Genomic DNA, 18776 nt, shown 5'->3' with positions numbered 1-18776 from the left:
TGAGACTCAAGCCTCAATCGTGATTAACTCTTTTGGCGACTGCGTGAGACGGACATTTCCATCCTTCGTGATGACGACATCATCCTCGATGCGGCAGCCACCGATGCCGGCGATGTAGATCCCAGGCTCGATTGTGACGACCATCCCAGGTTCGAGCACCGTGTCAGACCGGAACGACAACCCTGGCGCCTCATGTACTTCCATTCCGAGTCCGTGACCGGTTGAGTGGCCGAAGTACTCGCCGTACCCGGCTTCTTTGATGACGTCACGCGTCAACGCGTCAGCCTCGATGCCGGTGATGCCGGCCCGAGTCCCTTCCACGCCTGCCAGTTGGGCACGTAACACCGTGTCATAAATCTCGCGCAATTTGTCTGAGATCTCGCCGACTGCGAGCGTACGCGTAATATCCGAACAGTACCCTTTGTAGTACGCTCCGAAGTCGAGCGTCACGAGTTCACCCGCTTCGATGACTTTGTCACTGGCCACACCGTGCGGCAATGCCGAACGATGACCAGAAGCGACGATCATATCGAATGAAGACGAATCCGCACCTTGGCCGCGCATGAACATCTCCAACTCATTGGCGACTTCTTTCTCAGTGCGTCCCGGGCGAATGAACGTCTGGATGTGGGCAAACGCCGCATCAGCAATCGCCGCAGCTTCCTTCATTATCTTAATCTCTGCCTCGTCCTTAATCAAGCGCAGCTTTTCCACGATCCCTGACGTCTCGACCAGTTCAGCCGCTACCTCTTTCTCATACGTCCGATACGTCCCGACCGTCATGTCATCTTGTTCGATCCCGATACGCTTCACCCCTTCTCGGCTCGCGATGTCAGACACCGACTTGATGAGCGATGTTTCGAGCTCGATGATGTCATAACCGGTTACTTGGCTAGCCGCCTGCTCGGTATAGCGGAAGTCCGTGATGAAACTCGCCGCCTTCGCTGTGATCAAGATGACCCCGCTCGACCCGGTAAACCCAGACAAGTAACGAATGTTCTCTCGTTTCGTCACGAGCAATCCATCGATCCCGTTCATTTCTAACTGAGCTTGTAGCTTGTTGACGCGTTCAATCATGTAGATTCCTCCAATGTTCGATGAGTGCATGCAACGCGAGCGTATAGCTCGTCAATCCGAATCCGCTGATGACGCCGAGGCAGACACCGGCAAGTTTCGATTCGTGACGAAACGACTCACGGGCATGCACGTTCGAGATATGTACTTCGACGACCGGGGCTGAAATAGCGGCAATCGCGTCTCGCAATGCAATCGACGTATGCGTATACGCCCCGGCGTTCAAGATGACGCCCGCGTAATCATACGCCTCATGCAGCGCATCGATCAGCTCACCTTCATGATTGGACTGGATGAACGTGAGACGAACATCTCCCGGTGCTTCGAGCAACAGTTCTGCCGTCAAGCCTTTCAGCGAGACATCCCCATACACATCCGGTTCCCGTCTACCTAGCAAGTTCAAATTCGGTCCATTCAAGACAAGTATATGCACAAGCCTTCCCCCTCATTCGTCAAGTCTTTCTTATTGTAACAAATTTATGCGAAGAGCGATAATCGCGTCACCTGAGGTTTCGTTTTTCGATCAAATCACGTTATAATTCAACTATATACTTGTCAGAATCGAGGAGAACCTATGAAAAATAAACAGTTGATCCCCGTCGGCGGTCAAGCACTCGTCGAAGGCGTCATGTTCCAAGGACGCACCGAGAGCGCCTCGGCCATCCGGCGTAAAGACGGATCGATCGAGACGTTCAAACAGCCTCGACTCCTCGTCCCGTGGGTCCAATCGTTGAAAAAAGTCCCGTTCCTTCGCGGCATCGTCGCTTTATACGAGTCGTTAAAGAACGGCTCGGCCCACATGAACTTCGCGAGCGATCGCTATGACGTCGACCCGAGCGAAGACGTCACGGAGAAGCCAGAGCAAAAGCAAAACATCCTCATGGTCATCATGATCGCCATCGTCGGTGTCATTTCTTACATCTTCGGCAAATTGATCTTCAACGTCACCCCGGCGCTCCTTGCCGCTATGTTCCAAAACGTGCCCGCACTGTCCGGTCACGTGATTCAAAACCTGCTCGAAGGGGGAATTAAACTAGTATTACTGCTCAGCTACCTATACTTGATTTCATTGACCCCGCTCATCAGACGCGTCTTCCAATATCATGGCGCCGAGCATAAAGTTATCAACTGCTACGAATCCGGACGACCGATCACCGTTGATAACGTCCGTTCAAGCTCACGCCTCCACTATCGGTGTGGTTCAAGCTTCATCCTGTTCACCGTTTTTGTCGGCATCGGCGTCTATATGGTCGTCCCAATCGACCCACTTTGGGTCCGGCTCGTCAGCCGGATCGCGCTGTTGCCGGTCGTCATCGGCATCTCGTTCGAGGTGCTTCAATTCACCAATCGCTTCCGGGAGCATCGGTTCTTATCCGTGCTCGGTAAACCAGGACTTTCCTTGCAACTACTAACGACGCGCGAACCGAACGACGAACAGATCCGCGTCGCCATCGAAGCGTTCGAGACGTGGGAACGTTCCGAGCTCGGTCAACCAGACGTCCAAAGAGAGGGATAAAGAGGAGGAAAACACCATGATCAGACAAAGAATCGGCTCGACCGCGGCGACCATCGTGTTCATCTTGGGCTTCATCGGAGTCGGACATATGTTAGCGACCGATCCTGGTCGATTGTTCAGACAGTTGCTCTTCATCGGTATTTTCGGGTTAATCTTTTACGTGATTTACCGGGTCTTCATGGCTCCTAAAATTTCGGCCGAAGACGTGCGTTACCGGAAGACCGCGCAAGCGTCGAAAAAACGGATGGCGCGACCAGGCAATAGCCCCAAAGTCAAACCTTCCGCAGCGGCCGCTAAGAAAAAGAACACCAAACCAGGCTCGAACGTGACCAAACTGTCGAAACGTACGAGCGTCCATCGCAGCGATGCCCCTCACCTGACCGTCATCGAAGGAAAAAAAGGCAAGAAGAAAAAGAAAGCGAACATGTAAAAGGAGCGCCTCTCGAGGCGCTCCTTTTAGTCTGTATCGACAAATCCGATATACGGTAAGTTGCGGTATTGTTCCGCGTAGTCGATACCGTACCCGATGACGAACTCATCTGGAATCTCGAATCCGACATAATCCGCGTCAAGTTGGACGAGGCGACGAGCCGGTTTATCTAGCAACGTGCAAATTTTCAATTCTCCCGGTTGATGCAGCTTCATATGCTGACACAAAAATTTGAGCGTCTGACCGGTATCGATGATGTCCTCGATAATGACGACATATTTCCCTTCGACGTCGAGGTCGAGATCTTTCCGAAGTTGGACGTTCCCGCTCGAGACCGACTTTTTCCCGTAAGACGAAGTCGCGACCGTGTCCAGTTGGACGCTTCCTTTCATCTGTCGCATCAAATCAGCGGCGAATACGAGTGAACCTTTTAACACGGGGACGAGGACGATCGGCGTCCCGGCCGCATCACGTTCGATCTGTTCCGCGAGTTCAGCGACGCGCTGTTTGATCTGTGCTTCATCAAATAACTTCCCTTTGATTTGAATGTTCATTTTTCGGCGATCGTTCGCCGTCACCCCCTCATTTATCTATCCAGCAACTATTCTATCATACAATCACCCTAAAAATAGACTTTAATTCAATAACATGATGTTAATGTTCGGTTTTTGGTTCAGGTGCATAAAAAGACCGCTACCCGATTCGACGATCGGATCGCGGTCGATTTCACTCATCGCGTGTCATATTTAGTTCCTGAAACTGTCGAAACTGCTCCATCAGCTCGGGTTTGTCTTCAAAGAATTCGACGAATTGGGTCATGCAGTCGAGCGTGTTCGAGCTCAAATGATGTTCGATGCCTTCAACATCCTCATAGACGTGCGCTTCATCGACCCCGATCAGCCGTAGGAACGACTCGAGCATCGTATGCCGCTCGACGAGCCGCTTGCCGATCTTCTGCCCTTTATTCGTCAACATCAGGCCTCTGTATTTTTCATACACCAAATAACCTTCCCGGTCTAACTTTTGCACCATTTTCGTGACTGAGGAGGGATGCACCCCTAAATGTTCGGCGATATCAGATACACGGGCGTATCCTTTCTCGACCATCAGTAAGTAGATTCGTTCTAAGTAGTCTTCCATACTCGGTGTCGGCATGGGCGTAGCCTCCCCTTATGTTCCGTTCTCCAATCTCCATTTTAGCGTAACCCGTGTAAAACCGAAAGCAGAACGGGCAAATCGTCTAGTCAATCATTGTCTCATGACCTTAAATTCTTTATAATGAATGTTGGTGAAACTTAATAAAGAAAGGAAGAACATCAATGGGAATCGAAACAATCCTCGTCATCATCCTCTGGGCTGCGCTCATCGCATATATCGTCTGGCGCTTCATGCCGGCTCGTGGTTTGAAAAAAATGAAACAAGAAGAATTTCGTGCTTCGCTCCGCAAAGGACAACTGATTGACGTCCGTGAACCGAATGAGTACAAGGGAGGCCATATCATCGGGGCCCGTAATATCCCGGTCGGCCAGATGAAACTTCGGATGAAAGAGCTACGGAAAGATCAACCGATCCTCATGTACTGCCAAGGCAAGTCACGTACGAACCAGGCAGCCAAACTGCTCATGAAAAATGGCTACACCGACATCTATATGCTTGAAGGCGGATTTAAAAACTGGAAAGGGAAAGTCAAAAAAGACTGACCCTCACAAACAAGCGTTGCTCCAACATTCGTTGGGGCAACGCTTGTTTGATTGAACGTTCAAAAGAATTTAGCGATTGACTTTGGTGTTAAAACTGTCCCTACCGATTTAATTTCCTCATTGACGACAAGGCCAGGCGTGCTCATAATTCCATATGACATGATTTGTTCGATATCCGTCACTTTTTCAACCGTCGCTGTCTTTCCAGTTAGCCGTAACGCTTCTACGACGTTTTGCTCCAGCGTCTTACAATTGCGACACCCGGTTCCTAAAATCTTTATGTTCATGTTCGACTCCTCCTCATAGTATAAAATTGAATAAGTAACCAATTATCATGATCCCTAACGTCACAATGACGAAGAAAATGATGACGAGCTCTTTCTTCAACACCCGGCTCAACAATAGACCTTCAGGTACAGACAAAGCGACGGTCGACATCATGAACGCAAGAGCCGTTCCGATCGCCATTCCTTTCCCAACGAGCACTTCGATGACCGGCAACGTCCCGATCGCATTGGAATAGAGCGGAACCCCGATCAACGTTCCAATGATTGGGCCATACCAGTTATCTCCCCCTGCGACACGCATAATGAACTCAGCCGGTATGAACCCGTGAAACCCTGCCGCAATCGCAATCCCTATCAGTAAATAAGGCCCCACTTTTTTTACGGTCTCATAGACGCCATTGAGCGCTGTCACTAAACGATCTGCTTGTGATAATTCAACCGTGACCGCGACTTGTTGACTTTTGATGCGATATACGTAGTCTTGCACATACTTTTCAAGATGTAACTTTTCAATTAGCAGGCCAGCGAACAATGCGACCATCACCCCTGCAAATACATATAAGAACGCGATCTTCCAACCGAACATCGAGATGAGAAGGACGATGGAAATTTCATTCACAATCGGTGACGTGATGAGAAACGTGAACGTCATCCCGAGCGGAATACCCGCTTCCACGAACCCGATGAAAAAGGGGATCGTCGAGCAGGAACAGTATGGTGACAAGACGCCTAGACCAGCGGCACCAATATATCCGCCAATTTTCCGCTTGCCACTCAAATAGTCGCGAACTTTTTCTACAGGGAAATAACTGCGAATATATCCGATCACAAAAATCATAATGCTCATCAGCACGGTTATTTTCACGACGTCCATCACGAAAAATTGTACAGCTTCACCGAAACGGCCACTTAGATCAAGGACGTCGTATGCGATAAAGTCTCCAATCCGATCAAACATGTTCACCCACTTCTTTCTCTATCAATTGAAAAACGGTGTTCCGTCCCAAACGTGTCGAGCGAATGACTTCACCACGCTCTAGCAAACGGAGGTGATGTGTCAACGTAGAGTTCGGCATCTCGAGCGCGCTCGACAGTTCACATAAGCACATCGGGACTATGCCTAACAGGCGGACGATCTTTAACCGAGTTGGATCTGCCAGCCCTTTATGGAAGGCGGCTTGTCGCTCGAGCTCTTCCTCATCAAATTGACAGATACGTAAGGATTCACGAAGTTCTTCGTCTGTTTTCAAAGCCCATTCCATCTTCATCACCTCCTTTATATAACTAGTTTGCTAGTTATATAGTTTCAAGTCCACACACTTATTCAACTATTCACATTTAAGACATTTTTTAGTTCATACAATCGTCACAACCACTCATCTTGGCACAAATCAAAAACCCGCTCGCGAATTGCGAGCGGGTTGTGGCTTAGTTGATTGACGATGGTTGACGTCGCTCATACTTCAATACCGGCTTACGGGCAGCGAGCGTCTCGTCGAGTCGTTTGATGACCGTCGTGTGCGGCGCCGTCTGAACGATCTCCGGATTCTCTTCTGCCTCTTTGACGATTTGGAGCATCGCGTCACAGAACGCGTCGAGCGTCTCTTTCGATTCCGTCTCGGTCGGCTCGATCATGATGCACTCCTCGACGTTGAGCGGGAAGTAGATCGTCGGCGGATGGTATCCGAAGTCGAGCAATCGTTTGGCGATGTCGAGCGTACGGACACCGAGTGCTTTTTGACGTTTACCTGACAAGACGAATTCGTGCTTGCAGTACGTGTCGTACGGCACATCGAACGCGTCCTTCAAACGGGCGAACATGTAGTTGGCGTTCAACACTGCTTCGCGTGAGACGCGCGTCAGCCCTTCGGCGCCCATCGTCTTAATGTAGCTGTAGGCGCGTACGTTGATGCCGAAGTTTCCATAGAACGGTTTGATGCGTCCGATCGACTGCGGGCGATCGTAATCGAGCGTAAAGCCTGAATCCGCTCTGTTTACGATCGGTGTCGGCAAGTACGGGATCAAGTCGCGCTTGACGCCGACCGGTCCCGAGCCCGGGCCGCCGCCGCCGTGCGGTCCTGTGAACGTCTTGTGCAAGTTCAAGTGGACGACGTCAAAGCCCATATCACCAGGACGGGCGATCCCTAGAATCGCGTTCGAGTTGGCCCCGTCGTAGTACAGTTTACCGCCTGCCTCATGGACGACTTTGGAAATTTCAAGAATGTCCGCCTCGAACAACCCGAGCGTGTTCGGATTCGTGAGCATGAGCGCTGCCGTGTCGGCTCCGACTTTCGCTTTTAAGTCAGCGAGGTCGACAAGTCCCCGCTCATCCGATTTGACCGTGACCGTCTCGAATCCGGCGACGACGGCCGAAGCTGGGTTTGTCCCGTGCGCCGAGTCTGGGACGAGTACTTTCGTCCGATTCATATCGCCGTTATGCTGGTGGAACGCTTTGATCAACATGAGTCCGGTCCATTCCCCGTGGGCACCGGCTGCCGGTTGGAGCGTCACTTCGTCCATCCCCGTGATTTCAGCGAGCTGGTCTTGAAGGTCGACCATCATCTCGAGCGCCCCTTGCACCGATTCGATCGGTTGGAGCGGGTGGATGTGGGCGAACCCAGGCAGACGTGCCATATCTTCGTTCACTTTCGGGTTGTATTTCATCGTACATGATCCGAGCGGATAGAAGCCGGAATCGACACCGTGGTTCCGCGTCGACAGCGACGTATAGTGACGAACGACATCTAGTTCCGACACTTCCGGCAGTTCGGCCACCTCATGACGAATCATCGACGCCGGTAACAGCGCCTCGATATCAACTTCTGGTACGGTCGGTGTCGGCAAGTTGTAACCGGTACGTCCGGCACGTGACACTTCAAAAATGAGCGTTTGTTCGTGTTGCATCAGTTCGTCCCCCCAACCACTTCAATAAATCCGTCAATCTCTTCTTTCGTGCGCAGTTCGGTCGCACATAGCAACATCTGTGTTTGACGATCAGCATCATACGTTCCGAGCGGCAATCCACCGATGATCCCATTGTCAAGCAAGCGGCGTGACACGGTTTCGGCATCGATACCGAAATCGACGACAAACTCGTTGAACATCGGTCCTTCGTCGATGATTGGGTAACCGGCCGACTTCAGTGCCTCTTTCATATAGTGGGCCGTTTGAATGTTGCGGACGGCCATGTCACGAATCCCATATTTCCCGAGCGCGGACATCGTGATCGAGGCGGCGAGCGCGTTGAGCGCCTGGTTCGAGCAGATGTTTGATGTCGCTTTATCGCGGCGGATATGCTGTTCCCGTGCCTGTAGCGTCAAGACGAAGCCGCGTTTCCCGTCCTCGTCGACCGTCTGACCGACGAGACGACCCGGCAGTTTACGCATGAGCGCCTTTTTGACGGCGAAGTAGCCACACGATGGACCACCGAAACTTTGTGGGATCCCGAACGGTTGGGCATCGCCGACCGTGATGTCGGCACCGAGCGCACCAGGAGACTCTAAAATACCGAGTGCGAGCGGGTTACTCGATACGACAAAGAGCGCACCGGCATCATGGGCCGCTTTCGCGAGCGTCGCCAAGTCCTCGACGCGACCGTAGAAGTTCGGGTACTGAACGACGAGACACGAGGCGTCCGTCAAATCGACGTCCGTCAAATCCGTCACGCCGGCCGCAACATGCGTATATTCAACTGAAAGTCCCGGTCCATCCGCGTATGTGCGGATGACGTCTTTCGCTTCCGGGTGAACAGCACCGGAGACGATGACACGTTTCTTCTTCGTATGAGCGCTCGCGAGGTACGTCGCTTCCGCGAGTGCGGTAATGCCGTCATACATCGACGAGTTGGCGACGTCCATCCCCGTCAGTTCACAAATCATCGTCTGGAACTCGAACATCGCTTGCAGTTCACCTTGTGAAATTTCAGGTTGATACGGCGTATACGCCGTGTAAAACTCAGAACGGAGCAACATATGGTTCATGACGCTTGGCGACAAGTGGTCGTACATGCCGGCTCCTAGAAAACTCGGATGTGATTTCGTGTGAAGGTTCTTCTCGGCAAGCTTCGTCATGTGGCGGACGAGATCGACTTCTGGGAGCGGAGCGCCGATGGCAGATAACGATGCCGTCTCCCGGAGCGTGGCCGGGATATCTTCAAGCAAATCTTCGATCGATTCGACACCGATCGTCTGGAGCATATCGCGTTCGTCTTGCTCGGTCATCGGTAAATAACGAAATTCCATTCTGTTCATTCTGAATCCCCCTGTATCATTTACGTTTATAGAACGGTGTCGGCACACGTTCGGCTTCTATTTGTTTGCCCCGAACTTCGACGATGAAGTTTGATTGTTCGACAAACCGGCGATCGATCCGGGCCCAAGCGATCGATTCGTTAACGGTTGGCGGCATCGTTCCCGTCGTGACGACGCCGATCGTCTCGCCGTCAAACAAGACGGGCGCACCTTGTCGGGCAATCCCGCGGCCGAGTAGCTTCAAGCCGATCAGACGGCGCGGAATATCTTCTTTTTGTTTGACGAGGGCATCTTTCCCGACGAAGTCGGTATCGAGCTTGACCGCAAAGTTCAAGTTGGCCTCGAACGGCGTCACCGTCTCGTCTAACTCATGCCCGTACAGCGGCAGACAAGCTTCAAAACGGAGCGTGTCACGTGAACCGAGCCCGCACGGCGTCACTTGTTCTGCTTCGAGCGCAGTCCAAATCTTCGCGACGTCTTCGGCCCGGGCGTATACTTCGAACCCATCCTCACCTGTATAGCCGCTCCGCGAGATGATTGCTGGCACACCGGCAACGTCGCCGCTCAAAAACCGGAAGAACTTGATCTCATGTAGTGGTAAGTCCGTGATTCGTCCGAGTACTGTTTCTGCAATCGGACCTTGGATCGCGATTTGACCGTACGCATCCGATTCATCGGTCACAGTGACGTCCCCTGATACGTATCGACGGACGTGGGCCGCGTCTTTTTCAATATTCGAGGCGTTGACGACGAGCCAATACGCGTCTTCATCGAGCCGATAGACGAGCAGGTCGTCGACGACCCCGCCGTCAGGTAAACAGAACAAGTTGTATTGCGCTTGCCCGATATTCAGCTTCGAGACGTCATTCGTCACAAGACGTTGGACGTTTTCGAACGCGTCCGGACCTTCAATCCGAATTTCCCCCATGTGCGATACATCGAACATACCAACCCGCTCCCGAACCGCTTGATGCTCTTCTTTGATTGACGAGAACATGATGGGCATCTCAAACCCCGCAAAATCCACCATCTTCGCCTTCGTAGAAATCAGGTCGTACAAAGGCGTACGTTTCAACGTTAACTTCTCCATAATATCCCCCAATCCCGAACGTAAGTAATGCATTTGATGAAATATTTCGTTTTCTATTCCACTCTATCAATTTTTTGACGCGCTGCCTAGCAAAAATGGGCAAAAATAAAGAGGATTGAAAACGAAAACGTTTTCATCCTCATTATTTCATATTTCAGTCTCAGTGGAAACGCCTGAACGATCGATTCCAGCGGTCCGCTTAATTTCCTTCGTAAGGCCGACCGTTGCCTGTTTCAGTTCGAGCGACTCGTCTTTCACTTTAACCGAATAAGCCTTCATTTGCTTCACCGATGCGTTGACCGTGTCGATGTGCTGTTTGATCTCACCGACCAAGCCTTGAATCACGTTCATTCGAATCGTAAACCGTTCCGTCAACCGTTTCACACGGCGCAGATCGGTCTTCATTTTGTTCCGATACAATAAAAATCCGTATCCACCTAGCCCGACGAGTGCGAGCACGATAATACCAAGATTAATCCAAATCATCTGTCTTCCTCCTTCAACCGATCTAGTTCACAAGCAATCGCTTCCGAGCTCAATGAGGCGTCGATTGTCACATCGGCGTAAGCGTAAAGCGGACGCCTGCGCTCGTATAGCGCCTCGACGCTCCTTTTACCAAGTTGCACGAGCGGACGGTCCGAGTCTTTAATGCGCCCCCAACACAGTTCGAACGGCAACTCAAGGGCAACGATGCGCCCATGCCGCCGCATCCATTCGATATTTTCTGAGCGCTCGACGATTCCGCCACCTGTCACGATATAGTCCGCATGAACGTTTCGAAGCATCGCCGTCTCTTCGGCTCGAAACGCGCTCTCACCGTGTCGGGCGAAATAAGCAGGTAAACCCATTCCAAGATGCCGTTCGAGCGCTTCATCCAAATCGATGACATGATTCGATTTTTCAAGATATCGTTTTAAGCTTGATTTACCTGTACCCATAAACCCGATGATGTAAAACGGTCTAGTCATCGAAATAAATCACCTCTTTATGCTTCTCTCCCGTCTTCAACCGGATCTCGACCTCCGTCGTACCTGGCCCGAGCGGTCGGCAGAAAATCGTACCCGTCGGTTTGACGATGATCTCTGCTTCTGTCTGGCACGAATGTTTGGCGACCATGAGATGGGATTCGAAGCGAATCGCCAAAATTTCGAGCGTCAGACGTTCCGTGCTTCGTTCGATATCAGTATACCAAAACAAAGCTGCAGCTAATAGCCACGTCAAGAGGACTAGCGTAGAGATGACGAAGAACCCGAGCGCATGCACATCACGGACTTCTCCCGCGGACCGATCGAGTCGGTCCACTGAATCCGGTAGCCGTTTCCTAACGGTTCGACGCGATAACCATCGATTCCTCTTATAAATAACAAGTTCCCTCCCTCTTCGCCTACCATGACTAAGTTCCGATTGATCTGCTTGAGCGTCCACATCCACGTCGTCTCATCGGGTCGAACGTACGTACCGACGAGTCTACCTTCTCGCACCTGACAGTCACGACTGTCGAACAGTTTGCGAACGATGAGTTGTGGTGTCGTGTTCACTTGACCGCGCGGTTGTTCGTAAAACGCCTCCCCGAGCGCTAAAAAGTGGACGAGTAGCCCGATGAACAAGGGGAGCAACAATAATGTGAACGTCATCTCGAGCAACGTGAAGCCACCCTCAGAGCGTCGGCAGACATATGTCTTGTTCACAAATTTCAACTTCACCGCTTGGATCGGCCGCATCGAGCAACACCTCCCCTTGAAGCCGTTCATAAGTCCGAACCGTCGCCTCGAGACGCTCCACCCGCTCCGTACCCGCCGTAACGAACGGCGCAATCACACCGACCCATCCGAGCAGGAGGGCTAGACTTAAACAAACTTCCCAAAACGTGACGCCTTGCTCATCCTCCCCCACTATGGATCACCTCCGGCTCATACGTGCCCATCCTGAACTTCAACGTGACCGCGACTTGGCCCGTGTAAAATTTCCACTGTCCGGCATACGTCGCCGCCGACTTTGAAAAGACGATTTCGTTCGTTGTCGGCAGACTCATCTCGACACCGTCGGGAACGATGCCTGAAGTGATCGACGTCGTCCCGCACGTGATGTGATACCGCCGTTCTTTCATATACCATCTCAAGCGCGGGACACATTTTTCATCGGCGGCCACGTACGGATACTGACCGACCTCGGCGATGTCTTGGACGAGCGCCTCCGTGAAGTCGATGAGCGCGAGTCGGTCCATCGAACGGACGGTAGGTGTCGCCACTAAAAGGAGTAACGACAGGACGACGAGTACCCAAGCCATCTCGACGAGCGTATAGCCGCCTTGTCTCATTTCAGCGCCAACGCACCTGTGCTCGGCGTGTACGTGTACGTCATCGACTGACAGCTATATTCGAGCGGGTTCTCGGTCGAAGCACGTTTGATGACGGCGAGCGATTCCGGATACGCCTTATGTTCCGCATAATATAAATTGATTTCAGATTCGACAATCCGTACGCTCCCTTCACAACTGACGCTATCCGCCCGTGACTTCCCGTCCGACATAGACGGGACGAGTAGCAGCAACAAGACCGAGATGATTAGTAAGACTGCCGCCATTTCAACGAGTGTGAATCCTTGCTCTGCCTGACAGTCTGATTTGAATTTTGCCACGATAATTCTCCTCCTCATAGTTGGGCCATAATTAGTTTGACCGGCAAATAAATCGTATAGAACATCATCGTCACCATGACGGTCAAGAAGCCGTACAAAAGCGGCTCCGTCTTGGCGATCAGTTGCTTCCAATACAGTTCCATCTCTTCAAAGATCAAGTCTCGATGTAACGCCATAATCAATCCGAGATCTCCACTCACCGTCCCGACCCCGAACAAGCTGACGACTTCATGGTCGAGCAGACGTTCCTCTCGGGCCGCCGCCTCCAACTCGATTCCACCAGACATCCGGTCATGGATGCGCCGGGCGATTTGCGCCACTTCCCCTTCTCCATAAGAGAGACGCTCGATGACGTGACGCACCGAAATTTGCCCTTCACTCAGTAAGGACAGTTCGCTGACAAACAAATACGTGACATACAGTCGTCTTCCCCGCTCGACGAATTGGATCGGGACGGACCGGCCTCGCTTCACGACCCAATAGCTCCCGCCGCCCGTCAAGATGAGCGCGACGAACAAGCCCGGGAAAAAACCTCGTGACAAGAGGATGCCGCTGATTCCGTCTAAATCGTCGACCTGCACCATCGAGAGCAATTTCGGAAAGATGTACAGCGCATAAATGGCACCAAGCCCTAAAAGCATCGTCAAGATGACGAGCGGATACCTCGCCAGTTGTTTTAACTCTTGCTGCAGGCCTCGACGCATCATCGATAAGGCAAGCACTTGTTCTAGACCTTCAATGAAATGATGTCCCCGTTCCGCCGTGACAAGCATGTCTCGCATGCGGGCATCCGTGACGAGTTCAGAGAACACGTCGGCGAGTGCCAGACCACTCTCGAGCTTTTGCCGCATCACACGAATCAGTTGTTTTTGCTTCCCCCGCTCATGCAACTCGAGCGTCTCGAACGTCTTTTTCAACCCGACCCCTCGTGCTTGCAGTCGCAGGAAGCGCCGGATCGTGTTCAGCTCCCTACTGGAACGGACATCGACCATGAGCAAGTCACCTCCTCTCTCCGCTGCAACACACACCAATGGCGCGGCACCTCTACTTTGCCGATCAACTGTTCGAGACGGCGTTCACCGTCTTCGATACTCGCCGTATGAAACGTCGCGATCGTCAAATGTCCGCTCAGTGCCGCATCATGCGCGACACGCAGTTCTTCACTCGTCCGCACCTCCCCGACAACGATGATATCCGGGTCGGCTCGCAACGTTTCTTTCAACAAACGTTTATGATCCAGTCCTGCCAATACATTCACCTCGAGCTGGATCACACCTGTCAATTGCTGTTCGGGAGGGTTTTCGATCGTCACGATCCGGTGGTTCTTCAAACTTTCAAGAAAAGCATAGAGGACTGTCGTTTTTCCGGCCCCGGTCGCGCCACCGATTAAAAACAAGCCGTGCCGCAGCTCAGCCATGCCTTGAAAACGCAACACATCCACTTCAGATAACAACTCTTGAAGTTGGAACGAGACGTTCGGCAGACGCCATGACATGAGCACATCAGTAAATGACGGCAAAAACGTGACCCGGATCATTTCTTCGTTCCGATCATATATCCCGGATTGCGGAACCCGATGATCCGTTTCAGCCAATGAACACCAATATTTCATATGTAATGTGAGCCGTTCGTAGTCTGGACGTGGTATCGTCTCAAGCTTTGTGATCGACGTCCCGTGACGCGCCTGTACGATAACGGCGTCTTTGCCTGGCATGAAATGGACATCGCTCGCCTCGAGCCGTCGCGCCGCTTTAATCAATCGATCAATCACCAGTTTCATTGTCCCCACCTCATAAATGAGCATAAAAAAAAGCCCACTCTTAGGAAAGTGGACTTGTCTTATGAAACGTTTACCGAAGTCAAATCATGGCGGCGGGCATACGTCTCGATTGACGCCTTGTCGTAGCCGACAATAACTTCTTTACCGTCTGTCAAAATCGGGCGTTTCAACAGCTTCGGATTTTCGCTCATCAACTTCAGCAATTCGCTCAGTTTCAATTCATCGACGTCAACGTTGAGCTGTTTGAACGCTTGACTTCTCGTTGCTAGGAGTGAATCGACTCCGTCTTCGCTAAGTGCAAGTAGCGTCAAGAGTTCGTCTACCGTCGGAGCGTCTCGGAAAATATGGCGTTCGTTCACATCAAGTTGTTGCTCTTGTAAAAACGCTTTCGTTTTTCGACACGACGTACAGCTTGGATACGTATAAAACATAAGTTCACTTGCCACTTTCAGCGCCTCCTTTTATTTGACAACCTGTTCCGTTCAATGCTTGTAAGTTGATTATACAACCTATCCTGTACTTTGTACATAGTTTGTACAACTTTTTTTGGTTTTTTGTACAACTTTGTACAACATCTTGATTTCACATATTTTTCACGATTATTTTGCTCAATTCACACGTTTTCATAGCATTTTTCTGAATGTGTTGGTAAAATAGTGAATGAGAATGGAATAATGTACGTATGGGGGGATTAACATGGCGAGAATGTTCCGTGTCCTAGGCTTTTGGACTGGGTTGATCGCGGCGCTGGCTTTCGTGGGCGCACTCGGTGGAGATCAAAGCAGTAGCGAACATACTGGTGACTTCGTCGTAATGGGTCTTGTCTTTTTAGCTCAAACAATTTTCTTTGTCGCACTAGGCTACTTGAAACTGACTGAAAAAACGTATGTATACGTGTTCGGCGCTTATTTGACTGTTTTCTTCGTCGTCTTCACGTATTGGAGTAACTTCCAAATGTAAAAAAGATTGTCTCTCGTCGAGACAATCTTTTTTTATGTTCACCGCTCAAAAAATGGATTTGAACGAATTTCAGCTTCGAGTGTCGTCTTCGGTCCGTGACCTGAATAGAGCACCGTCTCGGCCGGCAATAATTGACGCATCCGATCGATCGACCCGAGGAGCGTCGATTGGTCGCCGCCGAAAAGATCGGTCCGGCCGACCGATTGTTTGAAGATCAAGTCCCCGCAAAAGGCGACACGTTCGCTCGGGATGTGCAAGGTGACACTCCCTGGTGAGTGGCCCGGCGTGTGGTGCAACTCGATTGTAAACGCACCAATCTCCAGCTTCTTACCTTGATAAATCCGTTCGGCCGGTCGCATCGACGAGTGCGGAAGATGGAATTTCGCCGCCCCGTTCTTTTCGCCGTCGGCGAGCCATGACCGCTCGGCTTCATGAACATAGACCGGCACCGGATAGCGATCGCGCAGCGCGTCGATTCCGCCGATATGGTCAAAGTGGGCATGCGTCAACAAAATGGCGTTCAATCCGCCGAAACGTTCCACCACCTCAAAGAATTTCGGGTCGTCCGTGCCCGGGTCGACGATAACGACCGTTCCGTCTTGTTCGAGCACGTATCCGTTCTCTTGGGCAAGGCCCGATGTGATTTTTACAATATTCATCTAAAACACCTCCACAACCATTCTAAACGATATTGTGGCAAAATTGTAGCGGTGGCAACCTTTGCTCGACAGCGTGTGTTATTTCGGATAAAATAATAGTGATATTTCAGTGAAATTTTTATGAATTTCATGACGTATAATAAAGGGGGAACTCGTCATGCATTTGTATGAGCCATTTGGATGGATTTCACTCATCGTAGCACTTGTTGCACTTTGGGGGATGGCCCGTTCATTCAAAAAACGCCAATTCTTTCCACTTGCGTTTGCCGGAATCACCGCGCTCGTCTTTGGATTCTTCGGCGTCGCAACATTGATTTTCGGTGGAATCCCAGGTTAATGTTGACTTACTACGAAGACGACTGCGGTCGTCTTTTTTTATTCCGCAAAAAAAGCGCTGACGTTTAACGGTCAGCGCTAGCTCTTGATTATTAATCGGTTTGTTCTTTGAAGCGAAGCAAATCCGAATAGATCAAGTCATCGTTCATTTGCAGGATTTTTTCGGCTTCTTCCGTGACCGGTCCGCAAAGTGTCGTATCTTCAACCGCTTCTCCAGTCGTCGCATCGTAACACATCGATTGCGTCCACACGTAATCTTCCGTGACGACCGTGCCGTCTCGGAAGATGGCACGACTGTTGCGGTCTTCAGCGAACAAGTCGTTCCCGAACCCGACCAAGTCCGACGTATCGATGCCGAGCAAGTGCAGGAGCGTTGACTTCATGTCGATATGACTTCCGATCGTCTCATGGACTTCGCCTGTTTCTTGGCCCGGCAAATGGATGGCGAACGGCACTTGTTGAAGTTTCGCCACATCATACGGCGTCAACTCTTCTTTACCGAGCAAGTCGGCCAACGCGTCGTTATGGTTTGTCGAAATGCCGTAGTGGTCACCGTACACGACGAAAATCGTATCTTCCCACATCCCGTTCTGTTTCAGTTGGTCGATGAACAGGCCAAGCGCATAGTCTTGGTAAGCGAGTGCCTGCGGGAAGTTGTTAAGCGTCGTCGAGTTCGTCTCGAATTTCGGCACGAGTTCGTAATCCTCGCTCGGCATCGTATACGGGAAATGGTTCGTGAGCGTGATGAACTTCGCATAGAACGGTTGCGGGAGTTCCTCGAGCATCGGAATCGATTGTTCAAAGAAACTATCGTCCAACAAGCCCCACTCCGTCATGTCCTCAGGATTCCCAAGGTCGTAACTCTTCTCATCATAGAACATGTCGACACCGGTATTCTTGTACATCAAATCGCGGTTCCAAAATGATTTGTTGTTCGCATGGAACACGGCCGAATAATAGTTCTCTTCTTTGATCAGTTCAGGAAGAGCTTGGTACTCATTATCAGCGTTCGTGAAGTAAACGGCTCCACGTGGCAGGCCATACAGCGAATTATCGAGGGCGAACTCGGCGTCTGACGTTTTCCCTTGCCCGACCGTATGGTAATAGTTTGGCCAGTAATGGGACTCTTCGATCAGCTTGTTCAAGTTCGGCGTGATATACTCGCCGTTCGCGGCTTTCATATTGTGCGTGAAGTTTTGTGTCGACTCGAGCGAGACGACGACCACGTTTTTGCCTTTATATTTTCCGAACAAATCCGGATTCGGCGCCGCATAGTTTTGGCGGGTATACTTTTCAATCTTGGCTAACTCCGACCCATCGGCCATCGCTTTCTGCGCGGACGTCTTCGTTTGAAGCATCGCGTCATAGACGTGGAAGTTGAACGTCCCGATGTTTTTGACGAGCAGCTCACGGTCGAACGAACGCGTCAACAGTTCAGGGCGTTCCGTCTCAGCAAGCGACAAGTTGAACAAGAACACGGCGACAGCTGCCACGAACGTGATGAGCGCCCGGCGGTGAGACGCGGCGGTTTGCAACGTATTGATCTTCCGTAGTACGAACGGCAAAACGAGCACGTCCAAAAGAATGATCAAGTCTTTCCATTCAAGCAGTGACATGAATGAAGTCGACAGCGTCTCCATGTTCGACGGTTGCAAAATGACAGGCATCGTCAAATAGTCCGTAAACTCGCGGTAGTAGACAGCGTCCGCGAACAACAGGAACGAGGCGACCGCATAAAGGGTATACAGCACCCACTTTTGCTTATTTCCTTTAAAGAAGAAACTAAAAGCGAACAAGAACAAGGTCGAGCTGATCGGACTGATCAACAAGATGAACGCTTGAGCTGTGTTTTCAATCGGGATGTCAAAGAAAAATTGGTAAACTACGTACGTCTTCGTCCAAAGTAATAAACTAAATATCCAAAATAACCGATATTCTTGAAACGAAGCGCGGACCGTTTCATTCAGTCGCATAGTCAGCTTCGATAAGCTTTGAGATGACTTCATCTGACGGCCTCCTCCTCTTTTCAGTTTTAAGACGTCCTCAAGCAGGATGCG

The 18776-nt window shown here is 51.0% G+C and carries 27 protein-coding genes; 5 read left to right on the top strand and 22 right to left on the bottom strand.

All coding sequences use genetic code 11. The features are described 5' to 3' along the window. Nucleotides 1-6: 6 nt before the first annotated feature. Nucleotides 7-1074 carry a M24 family metallopeptidase gene (locus EVJ28_RS05160; RefSeq protein WP_131488260.1) on the bottom strand — a complete coding sequence of 356 codons (1068 nt, stop codon included), beginning with the start codon at nt 1072-1074 and terminating at the stop codon, nt 7-9. After that, nucleotides 1070-1507: a type II 3-dehydroquinate dehydratase gene (aroQ, locus tag EVJ28_RS05155; RefSeq protein WP_131488201.1), complete on the bottom strand. Its 438-nt coding sequence runs from the start codon at nt 1505-1507 to the stop codon at nt 1070-1072. Before aroQ ends, EVJ28_RS05160 begins: the two co-directional genes overlap by 5 nt. A 141-nt stretch (nt 1508-1648) precedes the next feature. Between aroQ and EVJ28_RS05150 the strand changes: the two genes are divergently transcribed. Both EVJ28_RS05150 and EVJ28_RS05145 read left to right on the top strand, forming a co-directional pair. Further along, nucleotides 1649-2590 (top strand): DUF1385 domain-containing protein, encoded by a 942-nt coding sequence (locus EVJ28_RS05150; RefSeq protein WP_131458865.1) that lies wholly within the window; start codon nt 1649-1651, stop codon nt 2588-2590. A 16-nt stretch (nt 2591-2606) separates the two neighbouring features. Continuing rightward, nucleotides 2607-3020, top strand: coding sequence for an SA1362 family protein (locus tag EVJ28_RS05145; protein ID WP_016510385.1), 414 nt, complete (start codon nt 2607-2609; stop codon nt 3018-3020). A gap of 26 nt (nt 3021-3046) precedes the next feature. Here the strand turns inward: EVJ28_RS05145 and hpt are convergent, their stop codons facing one another. Together hpt and mntR are read right to left on the bottom strand one after the other, a co-directional pair. Beyond that, nucleotides 3047-3574 carry a hypoxanthine phosphoribosyltransferase gene (hpt, locus tag EVJ28_RS05140; RefSeq protein ID WP_131458866.1) on the bottom strand — a complete coding sequence of 176 codons (528 nt, stop codon included), beginning with the start codon at nt 3572-3574 and terminating at the stop codon, nt 3047-3049. A 172-nt stretch (nt 3575-3746) separates the two neighbouring features. Continuing rightward, complete coding sequence (gene mntR, locus EVJ28_RS05135; protein ID WP_070327049.1) at nt 3747-4175, bottom strand: transcriptional regulator MntR; 429 nt, start codon at nt 4173-4175, stop codon at nt 3747-3749. Between the two features lie 164 nt (nt 4176-4339). Between mntR and EVJ28_RS05130 the strand changes: the two genes are divergently transcribed. Beyond that, nucleotides 4340-4720: a rhodanese-like domain-containing protein gene (locus tag EVJ28_RS05130; RefSeq protein WP_016510373.1), complete on the top strand. Its 381-nt coding sequence runs from the start codon at nt 4340-4342 to the stop codon at nt 4718-4720. Between the two features lie 59 nt (nt 4721-4779). Here EVJ28_RS05130 and EVJ28_RS05125 read toward each other — a convergent pair whose 3' ends face one another. The 16 genes from EVJ28_RS05125 to EVJ28_RS05050 all read right to left on the bottom strand — a co-directional run bounded on the left by EVJ28_RS05125 (nt 4780) and on the right by EVJ28_RS05050 (nt 15195). After that, nucleotides 4780-5007 (bottom strand): thioredoxin family protein, encoded by a 228-nt coding sequence (locus tag EVJ28_RS05125; protein WP_131458867.1) that lies wholly within the window; start codon nt 5005-5007, stop codon nt 4780-4782. A gap of 13 nt (nt 5008-5020) precedes the next feature. Further along, nucleotides 5021-5965, bottom strand: coding sequence for a permease (locus tag EVJ28_RS05120; protein ID WP_131458868.1), 945 nt, complete (start codon nt 5963-5965; stop codon nt 5021-5023). Beyond that, the gene (locus EVJ28_RS05115) at nt 5958-6269 is read right to left on the bottom strand and encodes an ArsR/SmtB family transcription factor (protein WP_236634048.1); all 312 of its coding nucleotides are present in this window, start codon (nt 6267-6269) and stop codon (nt 5958-5960) included. Before EVJ28_RS05115 ends, EVJ28_RS05120 begins: the two co-directional genes overlap by 8 nt. A 166-nt stretch (nt 6270-6435) precedes the next feature. Next, nucleotides 6436-7911, bottom strand: a complete 1476-nt coding sequence (gene gcvPB / locus EVJ28_RS05110) for an aminomethyl-transferring glycine dehydrogenase subunit GcvPB (RefSeq protein ID WP_131458761.1) — start codon at nt 7909-7911, stop codon at nt 6436-6438. Further along, nucleotides 7911-9248, bottom strand: a complete 1338-nt coding sequence (gene gcvPA, locus EVJ28_RS05105; RefSeq protein WP_070327904.1) for an aminomethyl-transferring glycine dehydrogenase subunit GcvPA — start codon at nt 9246-9248, stop codon at nt 7911-7913. The genes gcvPB and gcvPA overlap by 1 nt, the downstream gene beginning before the upstream one ends. A 25-nt stretch (nt 9249-9273) precedes the next feature. After that, the gene (gene gcvT / locus EVJ28_RS05100; protein WP_131458760.1) at nt 9274-10347 is read right to left on the bottom strand and encodes a glycine cleavage system aminomethyltransferase GcvT; all 1074 of its coding nucleotides are present in this window, start codon (nt 10345-10347) and stop codon (nt 9274-9276) included. Nucleotides 10348-10494: 147 nt separating this feature from the next. Continuing rightward, nucleotides 10495-10833, bottom strand: a complete 339-nt coding sequence (locus EVJ28_RS05095) for a hypothetical protein (protein ID WP_070327043.1) — start codon at nt 10831-10833, stop codon at nt 10495-10497. Beyond that, nucleotides 10830-11315 (bottom strand): shikimate kinase, encoded by a 486-nt coding sequence (locus EVJ28_RS05090; RefSeq protein WP_236633366.1) that lies wholly within the window; start codon nt 11313-11315, stop codon nt 10830-10832. The genes EVJ28_RS05095 and EVJ28_RS05090 overlap by 4 nt, the downstream gene beginning before the upstream one ends. Beyond that, on the bottom strand, nt 11308-11568 hold the full coding sequence (locus EVJ28_RS05085) for a hypothetical protein (protein WP_145963149.1): 261 nt from the start codon (nt 11566-11568) through the stop codon (nt 11308-11310). The genes EVJ28_RS05090 and EVJ28_RS05085 overlap by 8 nt, the downstream gene beginning before the upstream one ends. Nucleotides 11569-11573: 5 nt before the next feature. Next, on the bottom strand, nt 11574-12068 hold the full coding sequence (locus EVJ28_RS05080; protein WP_131488199.1) for a hypothetical protein: 495 nt from the start codon (nt 12066-12068) through the stop codon (nt 11574-11576). Next, nucleotides 12004-12240, bottom strand: a complete 237-nt coding sequence (locus tag EVJ28_RS05075) for a hypothetical protein (protein ID WP_070327040.1) — start codon at nt 12238-12240, stop codon at nt 12004-12006. The genes EVJ28_RS05080 and EVJ28_RS05075 overlap by 65 nt, the downstream gene beginning before the upstream one ends. Beyond that, the gene (locus EVJ28_RS05070; protein WP_131488197.1) at nt 12227-12664 is read right to left on the bottom strand and encodes a prepilin-type N-terminal cleavage/methylation domain-containing protein; all 438 of its coding nucleotides are present in this window, start codon (nt 12662-12664) and stop codon (nt 12227-12229) included. Before EVJ28_RS05070 ends, EVJ28_RS05075 begins: the two co-directional genes overlap by 14 nt. Continuing rightward, nucleotides 12661-12984: a prepilin-type N-terminal cleavage/methylation domain-containing protein gene (locus tag EVJ28_RS05065; RefSeq protein WP_131458756.1), complete on the bottom strand. Its 324-nt coding sequence runs from the start codon at nt 12982-12984 to the stop codon at nt 12661-12663. The genes EVJ28_RS05070 and EVJ28_RS05065 overlap by 4 nt, the downstream gene beginning before the upstream one ends. A 14-nt stretch (nt 12985-12998) precedes the next feature. Continuing rightward, nucleotides 12999-13976, bottom strand: coding sequence for a type II secretion system F family protein (locus tag EVJ28_RS05060; protein ID WP_131458755.1), 978 nt, complete (start codon nt 13974-13976; stop codon nt 12999-13001). Continuing rightward, nucleotides 13946-14764, bottom strand: a complete 819-nt coding sequence (locus EVJ28_RS05055) for an ATPase, T2SS/T4P/T4SS family (RefSeq protein ID WP_236634047.1) — start codon at nt 14762-14764, stop codon at nt 13946-13948. The genes EVJ28_RS05060 and EVJ28_RS05055 overlap by 31 nt, the downstream gene beginning before the upstream one ends. A gap of 59 nt (nt 14765-14823) precedes the next feature. Continuing rightward, complete coding sequence (locus tag EVJ28_RS05050) at nt 14824-15195, bottom strand: Spx/MgsR family RNA polymerase-binding regulatory protein (RefSeq protein ID WP_016510368.1); 372 nt, start codon at nt 15193-15195, stop codon at nt 14824-14826. A 265-nt stretch (nt 15196-15460) separates the two neighbouring features. Between EVJ28_RS05050 and EVJ28_RS05045 the strand changes: the two genes are divergently transcribed. Beyond that, nucleotides 15461-15724: a DUF2626 domain-containing protein gene (locus tag EVJ28_RS05045; RefSeq protein ID WP_070327035.1), complete on the top strand. Its 264-nt coding sequence runs from the start codon at nt 15461-15463 to the stop codon at nt 15722-15724. Between the two features lie 38 nt (nt 15725-15762). On the opposite strand, the gene EVJ28_RS05040 is transcribed toward EVJ28_RS05045, so the two are convergent. Then, nucleotides 15763-16383, bottom strand: a complete 621-nt coding sequence (locus tag EVJ28_RS05040) for an MBL fold metallo-hydrolase (RefSeq protein ID WP_131458753.1) — start codon at nt 16381-16383, stop codon at nt 15763-15765. Between the two features lie 157 nt (nt 16384-16540). Here EVJ28_RS05040 and EVJ28_RS05035 point away from each other — a divergent pair, with 157 nt between their 5' ends. Then, nucleotides 16541-16720, top strand: a complete 180-nt coding sequence (locus EVJ28_RS05035) for a DUF2759 domain-containing protein (RefSeq protein ID WP_070327033.1) — start codon at nt 16541-16543, stop codon at nt 16718-16720. A gap of 91 nt (nt 16721-16811) precedes the next feature. Here the strand turns inward: EVJ28_RS05035 and EVJ28_RS05030 are convergent, their stop codons facing one another. Next, nucleotides 16812-18692 (bottom strand): LTA synthase family protein, encoded by a 1881-nt coding sequence (locus EVJ28_RS05030; RefSeq protein ID WP_236634046.1) that lies wholly within the window; start codon nt 18690-18692, stop codon nt 16812-16814. Between the last annotated feature and the right edge of the window lie 84 nt (nt 18693-18776).

Source organism: Exiguobacterium sp. SH3S3, from assembly GCF_004337115.1.
In the GTDB taxonomy this organism is placed as follows: Bacteria; Bacillota; Bacilli; order Exiguobacteriales; family Exiguobacteriaceae; genus Exiguobacterium; species Exiguobacterium aurantiacum_A.
The sequence above is the reverse complement of the archived record's forward strand: the minus strand, read 5'-3'. Positions and strand labels throughout refer to the sequence as shown.